The organism is Kitasatospora sp. NPDC088134 (assembly GCF_044741705.1).
Classification (GTDB): domain Bacteria; phylum Actinomycetota; class Actinomycetes; order Streptomycetales; family Streptomycetaceae; genus Kitasatospora.
Genome location: NZ_JBIUTD010000003.1, coordinates 320,267 through 338,321, shown reverse-complemented (window position 1 = coordinate 338,321; position 18,055 = coordinate 320,267). Strand labels below are relative to the sequence as shown.

Annotated in this window: 12 protein-coding genes; 5 read left to right on the top strand and 7 right to left on the bottom strand. The window is 75.1% G+C overall.

From position 1 onward, the window contains the following. Nucleotides 1-162: 162 nt before the first annotated feature. Nucleotides 163-1,254, bottom strand: coding sequence for a HoxN/HupN/NixA family nickel/cobalt transporter (locus tag ACIOHG_RS07310; protein ID WP_400946413.1), 1,092 nt, complete (start codon nt 1,252-1,254; stop codon nt 163-165). Between the two features lie 286 nt (nt 1,255-1,540). On the opposite strand from ACIOHG_RS07310, the gene ACIOHG_RS07305 reads away from it, so the two are divergent. Continuing rightward, nucleotides 1,541-3,832, top strand: coding sequence for a glycosyl hydrolase family 18 protein (locus tag ACIOHG_RS07305; protein ID WP_400946411.1), 2,292 nt, complete (start codon nt 1,541-1,543; stop codon nt 3,830-3,832). Between the two features lie 86 nt (nt 3,833-3,918). Here ACIOHG_RS07305 and ACIOHG_RS07300 read toward each other — a convergent pair whose 3' ends face one another. After that, nucleotides 3,919-5,754, bottom strand: a complete 1,836-nt coding sequence (locus ACIOHG_RS07300; RefSeq protein WP_400946409.1) for a HEAT repeat domain-containing protein — start codon at nt 5,752-5,754, stop codon at nt 3,919-3,921. Nucleotides 5,755-5,895: 141 nt separating this feature from the next. Between ACIOHG_RS07300 and ACIOHG_RS07295 the strand changes: the two genes are divergently transcribed. Continuing rightward, complete coding sequence (locus ACIOHG_RS07295; RefSeq protein ID WP_400946406.1) at nt 5,896-7,023, top strand: alpha/beta hydrolase; 1,128 nt, start codon at nt 5,896-5,898, stop codon at nt 7,021-7,023. Between the two features lie 7 nt (nt 7,024-7,030). Here ACIOHG_RS07295 and ACIOHG_RS07290 read toward each other — a convergent pair whose 3' ends face one another. Further along, nucleotides 7,031-9,694, bottom strand: a complete 2,664-nt coding sequence (locus tag ACIOHG_RS07290) for a hypothetical protein (RefSeq protein WP_400946403.1) — start codon at nt 9,692-9,694, stop codon at nt 7,031-7,033. Beyond that, nucleotides 9,691-10,428 carry an ABC transporter ATP-binding protein gene (locus ACIOHG_RS07285; RefSeq protein ID WP_400946401.1) on the bottom strand — a complete coding sequence of 246 codons (738 nt, stop codon included), beginning with the start codon at nt 10,426-10,428 and terminating at the stop codon, nt 9,691-9,693. Before ACIOHG_RS07285 ends, ACIOHG_RS07290 begins: the two co-directional genes overlap by 4 nt. A 231-nt stretch (nt 10,429-10,659) precedes the next feature. Between ACIOHG_RS07285 and ACIOHG_RS07280 the strand changes: the two genes are divergently transcribed. Next, nucleotides 10,660-13,044: a glycosyltransferase family 39 protein gene (locus tag ACIOHG_RS07280; RefSeq protein WP_400946399.1), complete on the top strand. Its 2,385-nt coding sequence runs from the start codon at nt 10,660-10,662 to the stop codon at nt 13,042-13,044. Nucleotides 13,045-13,165: 121 nt separating this feature from the next. Here ACIOHG_RS07280 and ACIOHG_RS07275 read toward each other — a convergent pair whose 3' ends face one another. Both ACIOHG_RS07275 and moaA read right to left on the bottom strand, forming a co-directional pair. Then, nucleotides 13,166-13,924, bottom strand: a complete 759-nt coding sequence (locus tag ACIOHG_RS07275; protein WP_400946396.1) for an HNH endonuclease family protein — start codon at nt 13,922-13,924, stop codon at nt 13,166-13,168. A gap of 182 nt (nt 13,925-14,106) precedes the next feature. Further along, nucleotides 14,107-15,114 carry a GTP 3',8-cyclase MoaA gene (gene moaA / locus ACIOHG_RS07270; protein WP_400946394.1) on the bottom strand — a complete coding sequence of 336 codons (1,008 nt, stop codon included), beginning with the start codon at nt 15,112-15,114 and terminating at the stop codon, nt 14,107-14,109. Nucleotides 15,115-15,244: 130 nt separating this feature from the next. Here moaA and ACIOHG_RS07265 point away from each other — a divergent pair, with 130 nt between their 5' ends. Beyond that, nucleotides 15,245-15,835: an NTP transferase domain-containing protein gene (locus ACIOHG_RS07265; RefSeq protein ID WP_400946392.1), complete on the top strand. Its 591-nt coding sequence runs from the start codon at nt 15,245-15,247 to the stop codon at nt 15,833-15,835. 294 nt (nt 15,836-16,129) lie between these two features. Here ACIOHG_RS07265 and ACIOHG_RS07260 read toward each other — a convergent pair whose 3' ends face one another. Then, a complete protein-coding gene (locus ACIOHG_RS07260; RefSeq protein WP_400946389.1) occupies nt 16,130-16,846 on the bottom strand; it encodes an alpha/beta fold hydrolase in 717 nt (238 codons plus the stop codon). Between the two features lie 257 nt (nt 16,847-17,103). Between ACIOHG_RS07260 and ACIOHG_RS07255 the strand changes: the two genes are divergently transcribed. Continuing rightward, nucleotides 17,104-17,922, top strand: coding sequence for a hypothetical protein (locus ACIOHG_RS07255; RefSeq protein WP_400946387.1), 819 nt, complete (start codon nt 17,104-17,106; stop codon nt 17,920-17,922). The last annotated feature ends 133 nt before the right edge of the window (nt 17,923-18,055 follow it).

Sequence of the window (18,055 nt, the reverse complement as noted above, 5' to 3'; positions counted from 1 at the left end):
GCGTGCGGCCAGGGCCGGTCCGGGGCTCCCCCGCCCTCCCCTGACTACTCGCGTAGATCCAGACCAGAAGATACGCGCGTAGAAGTTGACCCGACAAGGGCCTCGACGTGAACTTCTGGCTACCTGCGCGGGCCTGTCCTCGAACCCCCGGCGCGGGCCCGCCTACGCCTGCTCGCGCAGGCCCGCGCCCCACTTCTGCTCGACCCGGCCGAACTTCCAGAACGCCAGCGCGGCCGCCCAGGTCAGCACGAACAGGCCGACGATCACGTAGCCGACCAGGTTGAGGTCCAGTCCGGCGATCCAGCCGATCGGGCCCCAGGTGATCTCCAGCTTCTCGGAGAGCAGGCCGACCAGCTCGATCACGCCGATCACCAGCGCCACCACCACCGACAGGCCGGTCACGGTGAGGTTGTAGTAGATCTTCCGGACCGGCTTGGAGAACGCCCACTCGTAGGCGAAGTTCATGAACGAGCCGTCGATGGTGTCCAGCAGGCTCATCCCGGCCGCGAACAGGATCGGCAGCACCAGCAGCGCGTACCAGGGCAGCGCGAACGCGGCCGCGCCGCCGGCCAGCACCAGCAGCGAGACCTCGGTCGCGGTGTCGAAGCCGAGGCCGAACAGCAGGCCCACCGGGTACATGTGCCAGGGCTTGGTGACGGCCCGGGTGACCCGGCCGAGGATCCGGTTCAGGAAGCCGCGCCGGTCCAACTGCCGCTCCAGCTCGGCCTCGTCGAACTCGCCCTGGCGCATCCGGCGGAACACCTTGAGGATGCCGTTGAACGCGCCCAGGTTGATCAGGCCGATCAGCACCAGGAAGGTGCCGGAGACGGTGACGCCGATCAGGCCGGTGGCCTCGTGCAGCGCGGACCCGTCCTCCTCCACCTGCCCGGCCAGCGAGCGGATGCCGAAGGCGAGCAGCGCGCACAGGCCGAAGACGATCGAGGAGTGGCCGAGCGAGAACCAGAAGCCGACCGAGAGCGGGCGCTTGCCCTGGCCCATCAGCTTGCGGGTGGTGTTGTCGATGGCCGCGATGTGGTCGGCGTCGAAGGCGTGCCGCATGCCCAGGGTGTAGGCGGTCAGGCCCATGCCGGCGCCGAACACCTGGCCGCCGACGTCGTAGTGCCGGGGCGCGATCACCGCGAGCAGGGTGACCCAGCCCACCACGTGCAGGGCCAGGACGAACCCGGCCATCCCGGCGAGCCGGAGCCACTCCTCGCGAGTGAGCCGGTCGCGCAGCCGACTGGGCGCTGCCATGGGGGTCCTCCTGAACGGGCCTGAACGCGGCGGTGAGCCGGCCCATCCTTCCGCTTGTCGGATTGTAATTGCAAGTTCTTTGCAACTAGGAGCCGGGGGCGCACAACGGCGGACCCGGGGCGACCGATCGGAAGGGTTCCTGACGGTTCGTGGGGCGAAGTCCTTGACCCGGGCGATTGGTCCAGTCCAATCTAGGTGACGCGCTCACCCCAGGCGCGCAGGCTCCCACCTGGTCCCACGGCCGACGCACCTACCGGACAACCCCACGTCTCCGGAGGTTCCTCCCATGCTCGAACGGGCCACGCCCGCTCCCGAGTCCGCCCGCCGCCCCGCCACCCGGCGGCGCGCCGGCGCGCTCGCCCTGGCCGCCGCCATGACGGTCGGCTCCACCGCCCTCGCGGTCTCGCTCGGCACCGCCTCCGCGGCCGCCGTCAACCTGCTGACCAACGGCGACTTCGAGGCCGGCTCGCTCAGCGGCTGGACCTGCACCAGCGGCTCGGTGGTCACCACCGGCGCGCACGGCGGCACGTACGCGCTGAACGGCAACGCCACCGCCGCCGACACCGGCCAGTGCCAGCAGACCGTCGCCGTGCAGCCCAACACCAAGTACACGCTGGCGGGTTGGCTCAAGGGCAGCTACGTCTACCTGGGCGCCACCGGCACCGGCGTGAACGCCTCCACCTGGACGCCCGGCGCGAGCAGCTGGACCCAGCTCAGCACCAGCTTCACCACCGGCGCGTCCACCACCTCGGTGACGGTCTTCACCCACGGCTGGTACGGCACCGGCGCGTACCAGGCCGACGACCTGACCCTGACCGGCCCGGGCGGCGGCACCTCGACCTCCGCCTCGGCCAGCGCCTCGCCCTCGACCTCCGCCAGCCCTTCCGGTTCGGCGTCCCCCTCCACCTCCAGCAGCCCCTCGCCGTCGGCCAGCACCACCACCGGCACCGGCAACGGTCCGACCGGCGACGGCAAGATCACCGTGCCGGGCGGGGTCGCGGTCACCCGCACCACCGCGAACGCGGTGGTGCTGAAGTGGAACGCCGCCACCGACTCGACCGACAACTACGTCGGCTACAAGGTCTGGTCGAAGGGCCAGCTGGTCGGCACCTCGATGGGGACGGGCGTCGCGGTCTCCTCGCTGCTGCCGAACACCTCGTACACCTTCAGCGTCCAGGCGTACGACAAGGCCGGGCACGCCTCCCAGCAGTCGACCGCGGTCACCGTCACCACCGCCGCCGCGCCCGCCGCCGCCAAGCCGCTGAAGTCCGCGTACTTCGACCAGTGGTCGGTCTACGACGCCGCCTACTACCCGAAGAACGTCGACACCTCCGGCGCGGCCGGCAAGCTCGACGTGATCTCCTACGCGTTCGAGAACATCCACCCGACCAACCTGAACTGCTTCGAGGCGGTCAAGGCGTCGGACGCCTCCCACGAGGACAACCCGAACGCGGGCGACGGCGCGGCCGACGCCTACGCCGACTACCAGATGGACTACTCGAACGCGATCTCGGTGGACGGCTCCGCCGACGACTGGCAGCAGCCGCTGAAGGGCAACTTCAACCAGTTGCGCCAGCTCAAGGCGAAGAACCCGAACCTGCGGATCACCCTGTCGCTGGGCGGCTGGACCTACTCCAAGTACTTCTCGGACGCGGCGGCCACCGACGCCTCGCGCAAGAAGCTGGTCTCCTCCTGCCTCGACATGTTCCTCAAGGGCAACCTGCCGACCGGCGTCGCCGGCGACGCCTCCGGCGGCGCGGCCAGCGCGGCGGGCATCTTCGACGGCATCGACATCGACTGGGAGTACCCGGGCTCGGCCGGCGGCCACACCGGCAACCACTGGTCGGCCGCCGACAAGCAGAACTTCACCGCGCTGCTCGCCGAGTTCCGCAGCCAGTTGGACTCCTACGGCGCCACCGTCGGCAAGAAGTTCCTGCTGACCGCCGCCCTGCCGTCCGGCCAGGACAAGATCGCGGCGATCGAGACGGACAGGATCGGCGCGTACCTGGACTACGCCGACATCATGACGTACGACATGCACGGCTCCTGGGACGCCACCGGCCCGACCAACCTCCAGGACCCGCTGCACGACAGCCCGAACGACCCGACCACGCCGATCAAGCCCGGCACCGCCAAGTACAACGTGGACACCACGCTGGCCGCGTACACCACCGGCCTGCCGGAGTACGGCATCCCGGGCGGTTTCCCGGCCAACAAGATCGTCCTCGGCGTGCCGTTCTACTTCCGCGGCTGGACGGGCGTCCAGGCCGGCAGCAACTACGGCCTCTACCAGACCGCGACCGGCGCCACCCCCGCCAAGCCTGGCAGCCAGGAGGCCGGCCTGGCCAGCTGGCGCGAGCTCACCCTCACCGCCCAGAACACCCACTGGGACCCGGTGACCGAGTCCACCTGGGTCTACGACGGCACCAACTTCTGGACCGGCGACGACCCGAAGGCCATCCAGGCCCGCGCCGCGTACGCCAAATCGAAGGGCCTGGCCGGCATGTTCGCCTTCGCCCTGGAGAACGACGACAACTCCACCACCCTGCTCACCACCCTCTACAACAGCCTGAACTGACGCCAGGTCAACAGAACGACGGCCCGCCGCCCCGGGGAGGGGCGGCGGGCCGTCCGCTTCATTTCTGCGACCCCGGCCCTGCGACCTCAGCCCTGGGCCGCGAGCAGTGCCCGGGACAGCTCCCGCAGCCGCTCGTCCTCCGCCCGGCCCCGGAACGGGTCGTCCGGCCCACGCCCTTCGGCCGCCGCCCAGCCCTCGACCCGGGCCCGGTGCTCGGCGGGCAGCGCGGCGCCGAGCAGGCCCAGCAGCTCCAGCGCCCGCAGGCCCGCCGCGGTCGGGCCGATCCCGGCGAGCAGCACCGGCACGGCCCGCGCGGGGTCGCCGGTGATCCGCCACAGCGCCTCGGCGGCGCCCACCCGCTCCAGCAGGGAGCTCGCCGTCAGACGCGGCTCGACCAGCGGCAGCAGCGGCGCCGCCGCCGGGCCCAGCCGGGCCACCTCGGCCAGCCACTCGACGGAGTCGCCCGCCGGGTCGGCGAGCAGTTCCAGCGCCCGGACCGGGTCCGCGCCGAGCCGGGCCGCGGACACCGCGGCGGCCCGGGCCCGGTCGCCGTCCTCCGCCGCGGCCAACTCGCGCAGCAGCCGCAGGATTTCGGGGTCGGCGTGGCCGAAGTCGGCCAGCCGGCGGATCAGCCGCCGGTCCGGGTCGGTGCGCAGCAGGGCGGTCAGCTCGGGCAGCAGGACGGCGGCGTCCGCCGGTGTGAGGGCGTCGAGCAGCGGGCCGGCCCCGCCGTGCGGCGACCCGCAGCGCCCGCACGCCGGGGCCGGGGAGAGGACCAGCCGCCGCAGCTCCAGGTCGTCGGTGCGGACGGCCAGTTCGGCGAGCGCCGTCCGGTCGGGGTGGGGTGCGGCGGTGCGCAGCCGGGGGTCGCCGAGCCGACCCAGCAGACGCTGCGCGGGCTCGGAGATCCGCCAGTCCGGGTCGGCGGCGTGCGGCAGCACGGCATCGGCCGCCGCGCCGGGGTCGGGCAGGTACGGGGCGAGGTCGGCCAGGCCCTGCAGCACGTGCATGTGCCAGTACCACTCGCGCTGGTGGGGCAGCGCGGCGAGCAGCAGGGCCGCGCTCCCGGCCTCCCGGCCGCGCCGGGACCGGACCAGCCGCAGGGCGCGGCGGGTGCCGCGGCCCCCGTGGTCGCCCGCCGCGATCCAGGCCGCGGCGACCGTGTGGGCGGCCTCCGGGTCGGCGTCCAGCACGTTCTGCACCCGGAGGTCGGTGGTGCCGACGCCGGGGAACCACTCGTTGTCCTCGCAGCGGAACGCGGGGGTGCCGCCGTCCGCGGCGAGCACCGCCAGCAGCTCGGCCGGGCCGGGGGTGCCGGCCTGTTCCAGCAGGTCGAGGGCGGCGGTGGCGCGAACGGCGGGCTCGGGGTCGGCGAGCGCGGCACGCCGGCGGGCCAGGGCGGCGGCGGGGTCGGGGTCGATCCGGCCCAGCACGGTCAGGGCCTCCGCCCGCACGGTCGGCTCCGGGTCCGCCCGGAGGCACTCCGTCAGCGCGGCCAGGGCGGCGGGCAGCACCTCCCCGGCGGCCCGGCGGGCCACCCGGACGGCCTGCCTGCGCACCTCGGGGTCGGCGTCGCGCAGCAGCGGCAGCAGCCCGGGCAGTTCCTCGGCGACCCGGGCGCAGCCCTCCGCGTCCTCCCATTCCTCGGCGCCGCCCGTCCCGGCCAGGAAGGCCAGCATGCCGTCCCGCCGGTGGCGGGCGTGCCGGGCGGCGTGCGCGACGTACGGGACGGCGGCGACGGCGGACGGGTAGACGGACCCCTGGTGCTGCGCGGAGTTGAACAGGCTGCTCAGCGCCTCGTCGACCACCGCCGGGTCCTCGTCGTACAGCGCGCGGATCCAGCCGGGCAGGTCGTTGCCGCTCCCGTAGGCGTGGTACAGCGGTTCCCAGTCGACCAGGTGCAGTTCTTCGGGTGCTCTCACGGGGTCGCCACGCTATCGGGCCGGGGCGACAGCACGGTCGGCCCCGGGGTCTTGAACCGCCCTTGAACCGCCCTTGGCCGTCCCGGGAGGGAGCTGGGAGGGAGCTGGGAGGTTGATGAATGCGTACCTTACGATCATCTGGTGCCAAGCCTGACCGGACTTCCGCTGCAGCTGATCGCCATCGTCCTGGCGGTCCTCGTCTTCGCCGCCACCATGTGGCTGTGGCCCCGGCTGGGCGGGCGGGGCTGGCGGGCCTGGCTGGGCCGGATCGGCGCGTTCCTCGCCACCCAGGTCGCCGTGCTGGTGGCGATGGGCCTGGTGGCGAACTCGTACTTCGGCTTCTACTCGACCTGGAGCGACCTGCTCGGCCTGGACGGCAGCCCCGGCACCGTGGTCGACCACCAGCCCGGCGCCAAGGCCGTCAAGGTGGTCGGCGAGCAGAAGATGTACTCCTCGCAGGGCTCGGTCCAGGAGCGCTCGGGCCTGATCCAGAAGGTCGAGATCCACGGCGCCGGCACCGGCCTGACCGGCACCCCCGCGTACGTCTACCTGCCGCCGCAGTACTTCCAGCCCGCCTACGCGGACACCCGCTTCCCGATGCTGCTGGCGCTGTCCGGCTACCCGGGGACGCCGGAGAAGCTGATCTCGCTGCTGCAGTACCCGGCGTCCACCCTGAAGGCCATCGAGGCCGAGGAGATGCCGCCGACCGTCCTGGTGATGATGCGCCCCACCCTGGTCGGCAACCGCGACACCGAGTGCATGGACGTCCCCGGCGGGCCGCAGGTGGAGACCTTCTTCACCGAGGACCTGCCGAAGGCGATGGCCGGCTCCTACCGGATCGACGACCGGCCGGAGTCCCGGGCCGTGATCGGCGACTCCACCGGCGGCTACTGCGCCGTCAAGTTCGCCGTCCGCAAGCCGGACTCGTACCGCTCGGCGATCTCGCTGTCCGGCTACTACGAGGTCCACAACGACCCCACCACCGGCGACCTGTTCGGCGGCAGCGACCAGGTCAAGCAGGACAACGACCTGCTCTGGCGGCTGCGCAACCACCCCGCCCCGCCGGTCTCGCTGCTCCTCGCCACCAGCCACAACGAGGAGAACTACCCCGCCACCCAGGAGATGGTCGCCGCCTTCAAGGCCCCCACCCGGGTCTCGACCATCACCCTCGACTCCGGCGGCCACAACTTCCACACCTGGACCCGGGAGATCCCGCCCGCCCTGACCTGGCTCGGCCAGCGCCTCGGCAAGCCCGCCCCGGCGGCCTGACGGGCCGTCAGTCCGCCCGGCGCAGCCGCCGCCCGGACGGCGCCAGCAGCGGCCCGGCCAGCGCACCGAGCAGGATCGGCCCGAGCACCCAGAGCCCGAGCGACCCCCAGGGCACCGCGAGCGCGATCCGGTACGGCAGCAGCCGCGCGCAGCCCAGCACCAGGCCCGCAGCGGTGCCGCCGAGCACCGCCAGCAGCGCGATCGCCACCGACTGCCAGGACACCACGGCGCGCCGCGCGCCCGGCGGGAAGCCCATCTCGAACAGCCGCCGCAGGTCCGGCCGGAGCTCCTGCGCGGAGGCGGACAGCGCCAGCACCGTCGAGACGGCGGCGGCCAGCGAGCCCAGCCCCAGCACCAGCAGCCACTTGACGGGAAAGGCGGTCAGCGGCCCGCGCTCGATCCGGACGTCCGTGACCGGCACGCCCAGCGGCTCCAGCGCCCGGGCCACCCGCTGCTCGCCGTCGGCGGGCAGCGCCTCGCCGGGGCTCGCCATCACCGAGACGGTCAGCACGTCCGCGCCCCAGGCCCGTGCGGTGGGGGTGGTCACCAGCGCGCCGACCCGGTTGAGCGTGGTGGCCTCGACCTCCGCCGCCAGAACACCGGGCACCGTGCGCCGCGGCTCGGCCGGCGGCGGGGCGCTCCCGGCCGCGGAGCCCGGGTCCGCGCCCGGGTCCGCGCCCGGGCCGGGCGACGCGGCAGGCGCGGCGGGCGCGGACGGTTCGAGCAGCACGGCCCGCCCGCCGTCGAGGTAGCCGGGGTGCATCGCCAGCAGGCCGCCGGAGCCGAGGGTGCGCCACTCCTCGGCGCCGGGGGCCCGGCCGGTGACGGCGGCGAACTCCTCCGGGGTGTCGACCACCCCGACCAAACCCCGGTCGTGCCCCGTTCCGGAGCCGGGCCCCACGACCTCCCGGCCCCCGACCGACAGGACGCTCCAGGACGGGGTGCCGAGCCGGTTGGGCGCGCCGTTCACCGGGACCGTGCCGACTGCCGGGACCGTGCCACCGGCCGGAACCGTGTCGCCCGCCGGGGGTGCGGCGACCGCCTCCTTCACCACCGCCACGGGCGTGCCGGGGCCGAAGGCCGCGCGCAGCCCGGCCGCCACCCGGTCCGGGCCGTCCTCGTGCCGCAGCAGGGCCTCGACCTGGCCGAGGTGGCGGTTGCCGGTGTAGTGGCGGCGCTGCTCCTGCGCGCCGCTGGCGACGATCGCCAGCACCGCCGTCGAGGAGGCCACCGCGAAGATCCCGATCGCCACGGCCGCGGTGGGGCGGCGGGGCTCGCGGGCCAGGTTCCGCAGCGCGATCCGCAGCATCGCCGGGGCCGGGGCGGCCGCCCGGGCGAGCAGCCGCAGGCAGGCCGGGACGGAGCCGATCAGGACGGCGAACAGCGCCAGCGACCCGGCCGTCGCCAGCAGCGCGGACTGGTCCCGGGAGCCGCCGAGCAGCAGCGCCCCGGCCAGGGCGGCGGCGCCCAGGCCGGCCGACACCGCGGCGGCCCGGCGGGCCGCGCCGTGGCGGGCGGGCCGGTCCGCGCTCCGGCGGCGGGCCACCGGTCGGCGCTGGGCGAGCCGGGTCGGGAACCAGATCGCCAGCGTCGCGCAGCCGACGGACAGCACCAGCAGCAGCACCGCCCCCGTCGGGTCGGCCGCGACCGGGGCGAGGTCCTTGGCCGTCACGGCGCGCAGCAGGGGGCGGGCCGCGAGCGAGAGCAGGACGCCGAGCAGGTAGCCGGTGACGGTGCCCCGCAGGGACGCAGTGACTCCGGCCAGCCGGCACACGCCGAGCACCCACCGTCCGTCCAACCCGACGGCGGACAGCAGGGTGAACTCGCGCTGCAGCCGGCGCATCCGGATGCCGAAGGCGGCGGCCGCGCCGACCGCGACCAGCAGGACGCCGGGGGCCGTCACCACGCCCGGTTCGCGCTCGATCATCGACCGCGAGGCCCGGATGCCGTCCCGGGTGGTCAGGATCCAGCCGGCCGCGCGGACCCGCTCGGCCAGCCGGGCCGTGTCGGTGCCGGCCGGGAGGTCCAGCAGCCAGGACGAGGAGGTTCCGTACTCCAGGGCGTGCACCCGGTCGTACCAGGCGGCGGCCTGGCCGGGGCCGCCGAGCACGGTGCGGGCGTCGTGCGCCTGCGGCTGCTCGACCAGGCCGACGATCCGGGCGGGCCGGTCGGACCAGCGGCCGACCACGGTGCCGCCGACGCCGAGCCGGTGCGCGTCGGCGAAGGCGGCGGTCACCGCGACCTCGCCCGGCCCGGTCGGGAACCGGCCGTCCAGCAGCCGGAACCCGGCCCGCGCCGGGCCGCGCTCCCAGTCGCTCTCCCAGTAGCCGACCTGGACGGTCGTGCCGTCCACCAGCAGCGGGTACTGCAGTGCGCCGACCAGTTCGGTGGCGGTGGCACCGGGCGCGGCCCGGCCGAGCACGTCGGGGGCGGTCCCGCCGGTGGACGGGCCGTGGGCCGGCTCCAGCACGGCCGCGGCCGACCCCATCCGGTCGGTGGCCCGCTGTTCGGCGGTGGCGGTGGTCCACTGCAGGCAGCCGGCGGTCAGCGCGGCCAGCAGCACGGGGACCGCGAACAGGCTCAGCAGCATCGCCCGGCGGCGGCCGCGGCCGATCACCACCCGTTCGGCGAGGGCGAGCCGCAGGCGCAGGCGGTGCAGTCGGCGGTTCATCCGGCCGCCGCCCGCCCGGCGCCCGCGGTCCCCGTAGCGTCGGTGCCCGCAGCGTCGGCGTCCGCGGCGTCGACCCGGCGGCCGTCCCGGAGGGTGACGACCTGGGAGGCGTAGGCCAGGTTGGCCGGGTTGTGGGTGCTGAGCAGCACGGTGCTGCCGTCGGCGGCCAGCCGGGCCAGCAGTTCCATGATCTCCCGGCCGGTCGCGGTGTCGAGGGCGCCGGTGGGCTCGTCGGCGAGCACGAGTTCGCGGTCGCCGACCACGGCCCGGGCGATCGCCGTCCGCTGCTGCTGACCGCCGGACACCTCGGCCGGGAACCGCCCGCCGAGGCCGCCCAGGCCGACCCGGCGCAGCGCCTCCTCGGCGGCGGCCCGGGCGGTCCGGCGCGGGACGTCGGCCCCTTCGAGCGGCAGCGAGACGTTCTCGGCCAGGGTGAGGTCGCGCAGCAGGTTGAAGTCCTGGAAGACGAAGCCGACCCGGGTGAGCCGCATCCGGGCCAGGTCGCGTTCGGAGGCGGCCGTCAGGTCGGTGCCGAGGACGGTGAGCCGCCCGGCGTCGGGCCGGTCCAGGCCGCCGACCAGGTTGAGCAGCGTGCTCTTGCCGGAGCCGCTGGCCCCGACCAGGACGGCGAGCTCCCCCGGACGGACCGTCAGCGAGACCCCGTCGACCGCCCTGACCTCCTCGGTTCCGCTCCGGTAGACCCTGCTGACCTCCGACGCCTCGACCGCCGCCATCCGCTCCCCCGCCCCGGAATCCCGTGAACCGGCCAACTGCCTTGGGCAGCCCGCCGGTTCACCTCTCGGGAGCACCGTACCGGTTCGCATACCCGCACACCGGCGAACGGGCGGATCACCGACCGGTCCGGTCCTGCCTGACGCGGCGTCACCCGGTCGGCGGCGGAGATCACAGGGCGCTCATAGCCCGGTCTCATGAAGCTCTCAGCCTGGGCGCCGAACGTATGGGCCATGACCACGTCCAGTTCCGTTCCTCCGACCAGCGAGCCGTGGCCCGACGCCGCGAACCACCCGCCGCCGGCGGCCGGTGCCGCGTCCGGCCCGACCGAGTGGCCCGCCGCGCCGCCGCCCGCCGGGGCCGGGCGGGAGCGGCCCGCTGGGACGCTGTTCCCGCCGGTGGCGCTGCCGCCGACCGGCCCGAAGGGCCCCTCCACCTGGGCGGACCGGCTGCGCACCCTGCCCGCCCGCAGCTGGCGCGGGCGCGAGGACGACGCCCGCTGGGTGCGGCCCGCCTTCCTCGGCCTGCTGCTGGCCACCGCCGTCCTCTACTTCTGGAACCTGACCGCCTCCGGGTGGGCGAACGCCTTCTACTCGGCGGCCGTGCAGGCCGGCTCGGTCAGCTGGAAGGCGATGTTCTTCGGGTCCTCGGACGCGGCGAACTTCATCACCGTCGACAAGCCGCCGCTGTCGCTGTGGCCGATGGCGCTCTCGGCCCGGCTGTTCGGCCTCAGCTCGTTCAGCGTGCTGGCCCCGCAGGTCCTGATGGGCGTCGGCACCGTCGCCACCGTGTACGCCACCGTCCGCCGCCGGTTCTCCGCACTGGCCGGCCTGGTGGCGGGCGCGGCGCTGGCGCTGACCCCGGTGGCGGCGCTGATGTTCCGCTTCAACAACCCGGACGCGCTGCTGGTCCTGCTGCTCACGCTGGCCGCGTACGGCACCGTCCGGGCCACCGAGACGGCGTCCACCCGCTGGCTGGTGTTCGTCGGCGTGATGTTCGGCCTCGGCTTCCTCACCAAGACCCTGCAGGCGTTCCTGGTGCTGCCCGGCTTCTCCCTGGTGTACCTGGTCTGCGCGCCGACCGGCCCGGGCCGCCGGCTGCGCCAACTGCTGTACGGCACCGTGGCGATGGTGCTGGCGGGCGGCTGGTGGGTGGCGGTGGTCGAGCTGCTGCCGGCCTCGGCCCGCCCGTACGTCGGCGGCTCGCAGGACAACTCCTTCCTCTCGCTGACCTTCGGCTACAACGGCTTCGGCCGGATCACCGGCGACGAGACCGGCTCGGTCGGCGGGGGCGGCGGCGGCCGGATGGGCGGGGGCGGCGGCAGCCGCTGGGGCAGCACCGGCCTCACCCGCCTGTTCGACGGCGACATCGGCGGCCAGATCGCCTGGCTGATGCCCGCCGCGCTGATCCTGCTGCTGGTCGGCCTCTGGGCCACCCGCCGCCACCCGCGCACCGACCCGGCCCGGATCGGCTTCCTGGTCTGGGGCAGCTGGCTGCTCGCCACCGCGCTGACCTTCAGCTTCATGTCCGGCATCTTCCACCAGTACTACACGGTGGCGCTGGTCCCGGCGGTCGCCGCCCTGGTCGGCATGGGCGCCGAGGGCCTGTGGCGGGCCCGGCACCGCCTCCCGTACGCGGCCGTGCTGGCCGTGACGGTCGCGGGCACCGCCTGGTGGGCGCACCGACTCCTGGGCCGCAGCAGCACGTTCGTGCCGTGGCTGGGCAACGTCGTGCTGGTCGCCGGGGTGCTGGCCGCGCTCGGCCTGCTCTTCGCCGGCCGGATCGAGGGCCGCACCGGCCGCCGGATCGCCACCCTGGCGGGCCTCACCGCCCTCGCCGCCGGCCTGGCCGGCCCCACCGCGTACGCCCTCGACACCGTCTCCACCGGCCACAGCGGCTCCATCGTGACGGCCGGCCCGGCCGTCCGGGGCGGCGGCTTCGGCCCGGGCGGCGGCGGTCGCGGCGGCACCTTCCGCGGCGGCTTCCCCGGCGGCGGCCAGGGCGCTCAGGCCGGGCGGAACGGCATGCCGAACTTCCCGGGCGGCGGCACCGCGAACGGCGGCGCGATGCCCGGCTTCCCGGGCGACACCGCCGACGGCGGGCAGAACGGCATGCCGAACCTCCCCGGCGGCACCGGCGCCTTCCCGGGCGGCGGCACCCGCAACGGCACCGGCACCGGCGGCCTGCGCGAGGACGGCCGTGCCGGCTTCGGTGGCGGCGGCACGGGTGGTGGCGGCATGGGCGGCCTGCTGGAGGGCGCCAAGGTCTCCGCCGAGGTGGCCGCGCTGCTGAAGCAGGACGCCGGCACGTACACCTGGGTGGCCGCGGCGGTCGGCTCGCAGAACCAGGCCAGCTACCAACTCGCCAGCGGCGAGCCGGTGATGGCGCTGGGCGGCTTCAACGGCAGCGACCCGTCGCTGAGCCTGGACGGCTTCAAGCAGCTGGTGCAGCAGGGCAAGGTGCACTGGTTCATCGGCGGCGGCGGCATGGGCGGCGGGATGGGCGGCTCCAGCTACTCCGCCGAGATCGCCTCCTGGGTGGCGTCCAGCTACACCGCGAAGACGGTCGGCAGCACCACCCTGTACGACCTGACGGCCGCCCCGAAGTCCGCGGGCTGAGCGCGGGTCCCCCCGAGAACACCCGGGGCCGTCCGTCTCCCCACCCCCAGGGGGAGGAACCGGACGGCCCCGGGCTCTGCCGTTGCCTTGACGTTTCTCCTGACGGCCCGTCGGGCGGGTGTCAGCCGCCGCAGAGCGAGAGCATGGTCTTCTTGTCCGCGGGCGTCACCGGCAGCTGGTACTTCAGCGAGACCTGGGCCCAGCGGATCGCGTAGGAGCAGTGGATCTGGGTGTTGGCGGGCAGCCAGGTGGCCGGGCCGGAGTCGCCCTTGGAGGCGTTCTGCGAGCCGTCGGCCGGGATCAGGTTCAGCGGGTCGTTGGCGATCTGCACCCGCTTGAGCTTGTCCCACTGGGCGGCGCCCTGCTGCCAGTCGTAGGACAGCGGCATCACGTGGTCGATCTGGATCTTCGATGCCTGCTGCTTGTTCCACTCCACCGTCTTGCCGGTGTACGGGTCCCAGATGGTCATGCCGGTGACCACGCACTGGGCGCTGTCCTTGTGCTCGACCTTCTGGCCGTCGCGGGCCAGCACGTCGTCCCGGGTCCCGCAGTTGTTGTGCCCGAACGGGACGCCGTCCACGTTGTCGGTCCAGGCCGGGCCGAACTGGTCCCGGTCGTAGCCGGTCTTCGGGCCGGGCTCGGCGGTCTTCACCTTGGTGATCAGCTCCAGCCCGGCCTTCTTGTCGGCGTCGCTGGTGACGGGCGCCAGCCCGGGCTTGGTGCCGTCCGGGTTCTGCAGCGGGTTGGTCCCCTGGGCGGCGGCGGACCCGGACGTGCCCGAACCCCCCGACGGCTTGTTCCCGTTCTTGCTGGTGCACCCGGCGAGCGCGAGCGGGCCGAGCAACAGGACGGCGACAACGGCGGTTCGGCGGGAGCGCACGGCATTCCTCTGCGGTAGGGCGGGGCTGACGACCCAACAGGAGACCAGTCGGCCCACTCCGGGTCAAGCCGGGCGCACCGCACCATGACAGACCTCACAATCCGGGCACACCCCGGTCCGGACCGAAAGCCTGCGCGCGCACCCGGGCACAAACCCGAACACGAACCCGCCGCCCGGCCCGGTCAGCCGCCGATCGCCGACATCGACCGGGCCGGGCGTTCGAAGCCCGCCTCGCCGATCCGGTGGCCGGGGCCCTTGCCCGCGACGCAGGCCCGCCAGGCGGCCTCGATCCCGGCGTCGTCCGCGCCGGAGCGCAGCAGCGCCCGCAGGTCGGACTCGGCGGTGGCGAACAGGCAGTTGCGCAGCTGCCCGTCGGCGGTGAGCCGGACCCGGTCGCAGCCGCCGCAGAACGGGCGGGTGACGGAGGCGATCACGCCGACCACGTGCTCGGTGCCGTCCAGCCGCCACTCCTCGGCGGGGGCGTTGCCGTGCCGCCCGACCGGCGTCAGCCGCCAGCGCCCGCCGAGCACGGCCAGGACCTCCTCGGCGGTGACCATCGCGGCCCGGTCCCAGGTGCCCTGGGCGTCCAGCGGCATCGACTCGATGAACCGCATCCGGTAGCCGCCGCGCACCGCGAACTCGACCAGCTCGACGAGTTCGTCGTCGTTGACGCCGCGCACCGGCACCGCGTTGACCTTCACGGGGCGCAGTCCGGCGTCCCGGGCGGCGGCCAGCCCGGCCAGCACGTCGGCGAGCCGGTCCCGGCGGGTCAGCGCGGCGTACCGCTCGGGGCGCAGGGTGTCCAGGCTGACGTTCGCCCGGTGCAGGCCGGCCCGCTTCAACTCCGGTGCCAGGCGGGCGAGTCCGACGCCGTTGGTGGTGAGCGAGAGCTCCGCGCCGAGCTCGGCCAGCCGCTCGACCAGGCCGGGCAGGCCGCGCCGCAGCAGGGGTTCGCCGCCGGTCAGCCGCAGGGTGCGGATGCCGAGGCGGCGGACGGCGATCCCGGCCAGCCGGAGCAGTTCGTCGTCGGTCAGCAGCTCGGGCTTCGGCAGCCAGTCCAGGCCCTGTGCGGGCATGCAGTAGGTGCAGCGCAGGTTGCACCGGTCGGTGAGCGAGATCCGCAGGTCGGTGTGGACCCGGCCGAACCGGTCGGCGAGCGGGGCGGGGGCGGGGCTGGTGCGCGGTGCCATGCGCCCAGTGAACGGGGGCGGCGCGCGGCCGGTCCAGGGACGGAACGGCCGGGAGCGGACGCCGGTCGGCCGCCGGGCCCTGGCGGATCGTCCAAGGCGGCGGGCCGGGCCGCCGGGGCAGACTGGCCGGATGGCGGAGGTACGGGTGCCGGCCCTGGTGCTGGCGGCGGGCGGCGGGTCGCGGCTGGGCGGGCGGCCGAAGGCCCTGCTGTCCTACCGGGGGCGCCCGCTGCTGGAACACGCCCTGGCCGCGGCCCGGGCGGGCGGCTGTGCCGGGACGGTCGCGGTGCTGGGCGCGGCCGCCGAACAGGTCCGGGCCCGGGTGGAGACCGGGGACTGTCGACTCGTCGACAATCCGGACTGGCGCACCGGACTCGGCTCCTCGCTGCGCGCGGGCCTGGACGCGCTGCCGCCGGACGCCACGGCCGTCCTGGTCCTGCTGGTCGACACCCCGGGGGTGACGGCGGAGGCGGTCCGCCGCCTGCTGGCCGCGCACACCGCCCGCACCGACCTGGCCGCCTGCGCCTGGGCGGGCCGCCGGGCCCACCCGGTCCTGATCGGCGCCGCCCACTTCCCCGAACTGCACACCACCGCAACGCACGACACCGGCGCCCGCACCCTGCTCGCCACCCACCCCGTCACCCTGGTCGACTGCACCGACACCGGCGACCCCACTGACCTCGACACCCCGACCGACCTGACCCACTGGGGCATCCCCTGACCCCCCGCCAGCCCCACCCGCCCCCGGCCGGACCGGCGCGCAGCCTCCGCCAGCAGCGCCGCAGCGAGCCCACCCGGCACCGCCCCCTCCCCCGCATCCCTCCCCGGCGGGACCGGCGCGCAGCCTCCACCAGCAGCGCCGCAGCGAGCCCACCCGGCACCGGGCTCGTCCGCCTTCCCCGCCCCCGCCCCCGCTCTGCTCCTCTCTCCTCCGCCACCTCCCCGGCGGAGCCGACGCACGACCTCGGACGGTCTCACCCCGACCCGCGCGTCTCCTCCCCTCCCCCCGGCAGGGTCAGCGCGCAGCCTCCGCCAGCAGCGCCGCAGCGAGCTCGTCCGGCACCGAGAACATCGGCCAGTGGCTGGAGTCGAGCACGGCCGACTGCCAGGCCCCGCCGGAGGTCAGCGCGACGGCATCCGGGCGGAGCGCCGCGCCCTCGCGGCGGCAGTACAGGTAGCTCGCGGTGAGCGAGTCGAGCGGGCGGGGCAGGTCGACCACGTCGGTGAGGGTCGCGCCGGGGTGCGGGACGGCCCGGGCGAGCAGGTCGCGGGTGTGCTCCGGGTCGAGGCCGTGCGCGGCGAAGGCCGTGGGCGGCAGCGGCGGCCAGTCCCCGCCGCCGGCCGCGATCGCCGCCCGGACGATCGCCCCGCCGTCGGGCAGCGAGTCGACGAAGGGCTGCCCGTGCACGGGCAGGTTGGCGTCCACGAAGACCGTGCGGCGCAGGCGCTCGCCGAGCCGGGCGGCCGCGACGCCGACGGGGACGCCGGAGTAGCTGTGCCCGACCAGGACCACGCCCCCGGCGTCCTCGGCCCCGTGCTCCTCCGCCTCCTCCACCGCCGCCACGATGTCCCGCACGTGGGTCTCCAGTCCGGCGGTCTCGTCGCGGCGCTCGGCCAGGCCCGCCAGGGTGATCGGCACGGCCCGGTGCCCGGCCGCCTCCAGCAGCGGCGCCACGCCGTCCCAGGCCCACGCGCCCATCCATGCACCGGATGTCAGTATGAAAACAGTCATACCGGCAAGCTACGCCGTCTCCCGCGACCAGCAGGCGAGTTGACCATTCCTCGACCTTCGCCGCCCGGTTCTCCCGCCTTCGCCCGGGCTGCGCCGCCGACCGGCGCGCACGCCCCCGGCGCACGACCGTTCGCGCACCTTTCGACGGCCTCGGCCCCGCCGGAGGATTCCCGCTTTCCGCACCGGGCCGGACGGCGATCGGCCAGGATGGGAGGCGTCTTCCCCGACCCTCCCGACCGGAACGGACGGTGACCGTCATGCCGTTGCCCGAGGACGCCGCGGATTCGACCGGCTTCTCCCCCGGCTCGCCGTCGGGGGCGAGCGACCTGCGCTGCCCGGCCTGCCGGCGCGAGCACCGGTACGAGCCGCCGAGCCTGCCCTGCCCGTGCGGGGCCCAGCTGCGGGTGCCGCTGCTGCGCGGCGGGGTGCCGGTGCAGGTGCGGTTCCGGTCCTGGGAGGACTCCTGGCTGAACATGCGCTGCCCGCACTGCGGGCGCAGCGACCAGTGGCCGCAGCCGGAGTTCACCTGCGACTGCGGGGCGACCGTCCGGCTCCCGGTGGACCGGGCGCCCCGGCTGCAGAACGCGCATCCGCACTCGGTCCGTCCGGTGGAGGCGGCCCGCCCGTACACCACGGCGGTGCCGCCGGACCCGCTGGCGGCCGGCTCCGGTTCGGCCCGGGCGCTGCGCCCGCCGTTCCGCCCGCAGCCGGTGCGCACCCCGCAGGACGCGGTGCTGACGGCGGTGCGCTACCTGCGGTGGCTGGGATTCGACGATCTGGAGCCGACGCCCGGCCGGGAACGGGACTCCACCACCCTGCTCGGCGCCCGCACGGTGGCCCGGGTGGACACCTGGAGCGAGCCCGCCGACGTCAAGGCGGTCGAGTGCCTGTGGCTGGAGACGCTGCACAGCGAGCAGATCGCGGCCGCGATGTTCACCGTCTCCGGCTACTCCCGGCAGGCCGTGGTCCGCGGCGAGCAGCTGCTGGTCGCCCTGTTCACGCTGGACGCGGCGGGCATCCCGCAGCCCTCGAACGGCGCGGCGGAGGCCCTGATGGAGACCGGCTGGACGTCCTGACGGCCCGTCACCTCCCCGCCCGCCGACCTGCCCCGGGCACCGTCCGGATCACGCCGTTCCGGATTTCCTCGCGCTCGTGATCTGGTGCACAAGCTCCCGCGCGTGTTGAATTGCCGCCACGACGCGGGCCCTT

Excerpts from the sequence above, each read along its gene's own strand:
- ACIOHG_RS07305 (WP_400946411.1), top strand. The coding sequence starts at position 1,541 with ATGCTCGAACGGGCCACGCCCGCTCCCGAGTCCGCCCGCCGCCCCGCC.
- ACIOHG_RS07265 (WP_400946392.1), top strand. The coding sequence starts at position 15,245 with ATGGCGGAGGTACGGGTGCCGGCCCTGGTGCTGGCGGCGGGCGGCGGG.
- ACIOHG_RS07280 (WP_400946399.1), top strand. The coding sequence starts at position 10,660 with ATGACCACGTCCAGTTCCGTTCCTCCGACCAGCGAGCCGTGGCCCGAC.
- ACIOHG_RS07285 (WP_400946401.1), bottom strand. The coding sequence starts at position 10,428 with ATGGCGGCGGTCGAGGCGTCGGAGGTCAGCAGGGTCTACCGGAGCGGA.
- moaA (WP_400946394.1), bottom strand. The coding sequence starts at position 15,114 with ATGGCACCGCGCACCAGCCCCGCCCCCGCCCCGCTCGCCGACCGGTTC.
- ACIOHG_RS07290 (WP_400946403.1), bottom strand. The coding sequence starts at position 9,694 with ATGAACCGCCGACTGCACCGCCTGCGCCTGCGGCTCGCCCTCGCCGAA.
- ACIOHG_RS07260 (WP_400946389.1), bottom strand. The coding sequence starts at position 16,846 with ATGACTGTTTTCATACTGACATCCGGTGCATGGATGGGCGCGTGGGCC.
- ACIOHG_RS07255 (WP_400946387.1), top strand. The coding sequence starts at position 17,104 with ATGCCGTTGCCCGAGGACGCCGCGGATTCGACCGGCTTCTCCCCCGGC.
- ACIOHG_RS07310 (WP_400946413.1), bottom strand. The coding sequence starts at position 1,254 with ATGGCAGCGCCCAGTCGGCTGCGCGACCGGCTCACTCGCGAGGAGTGG.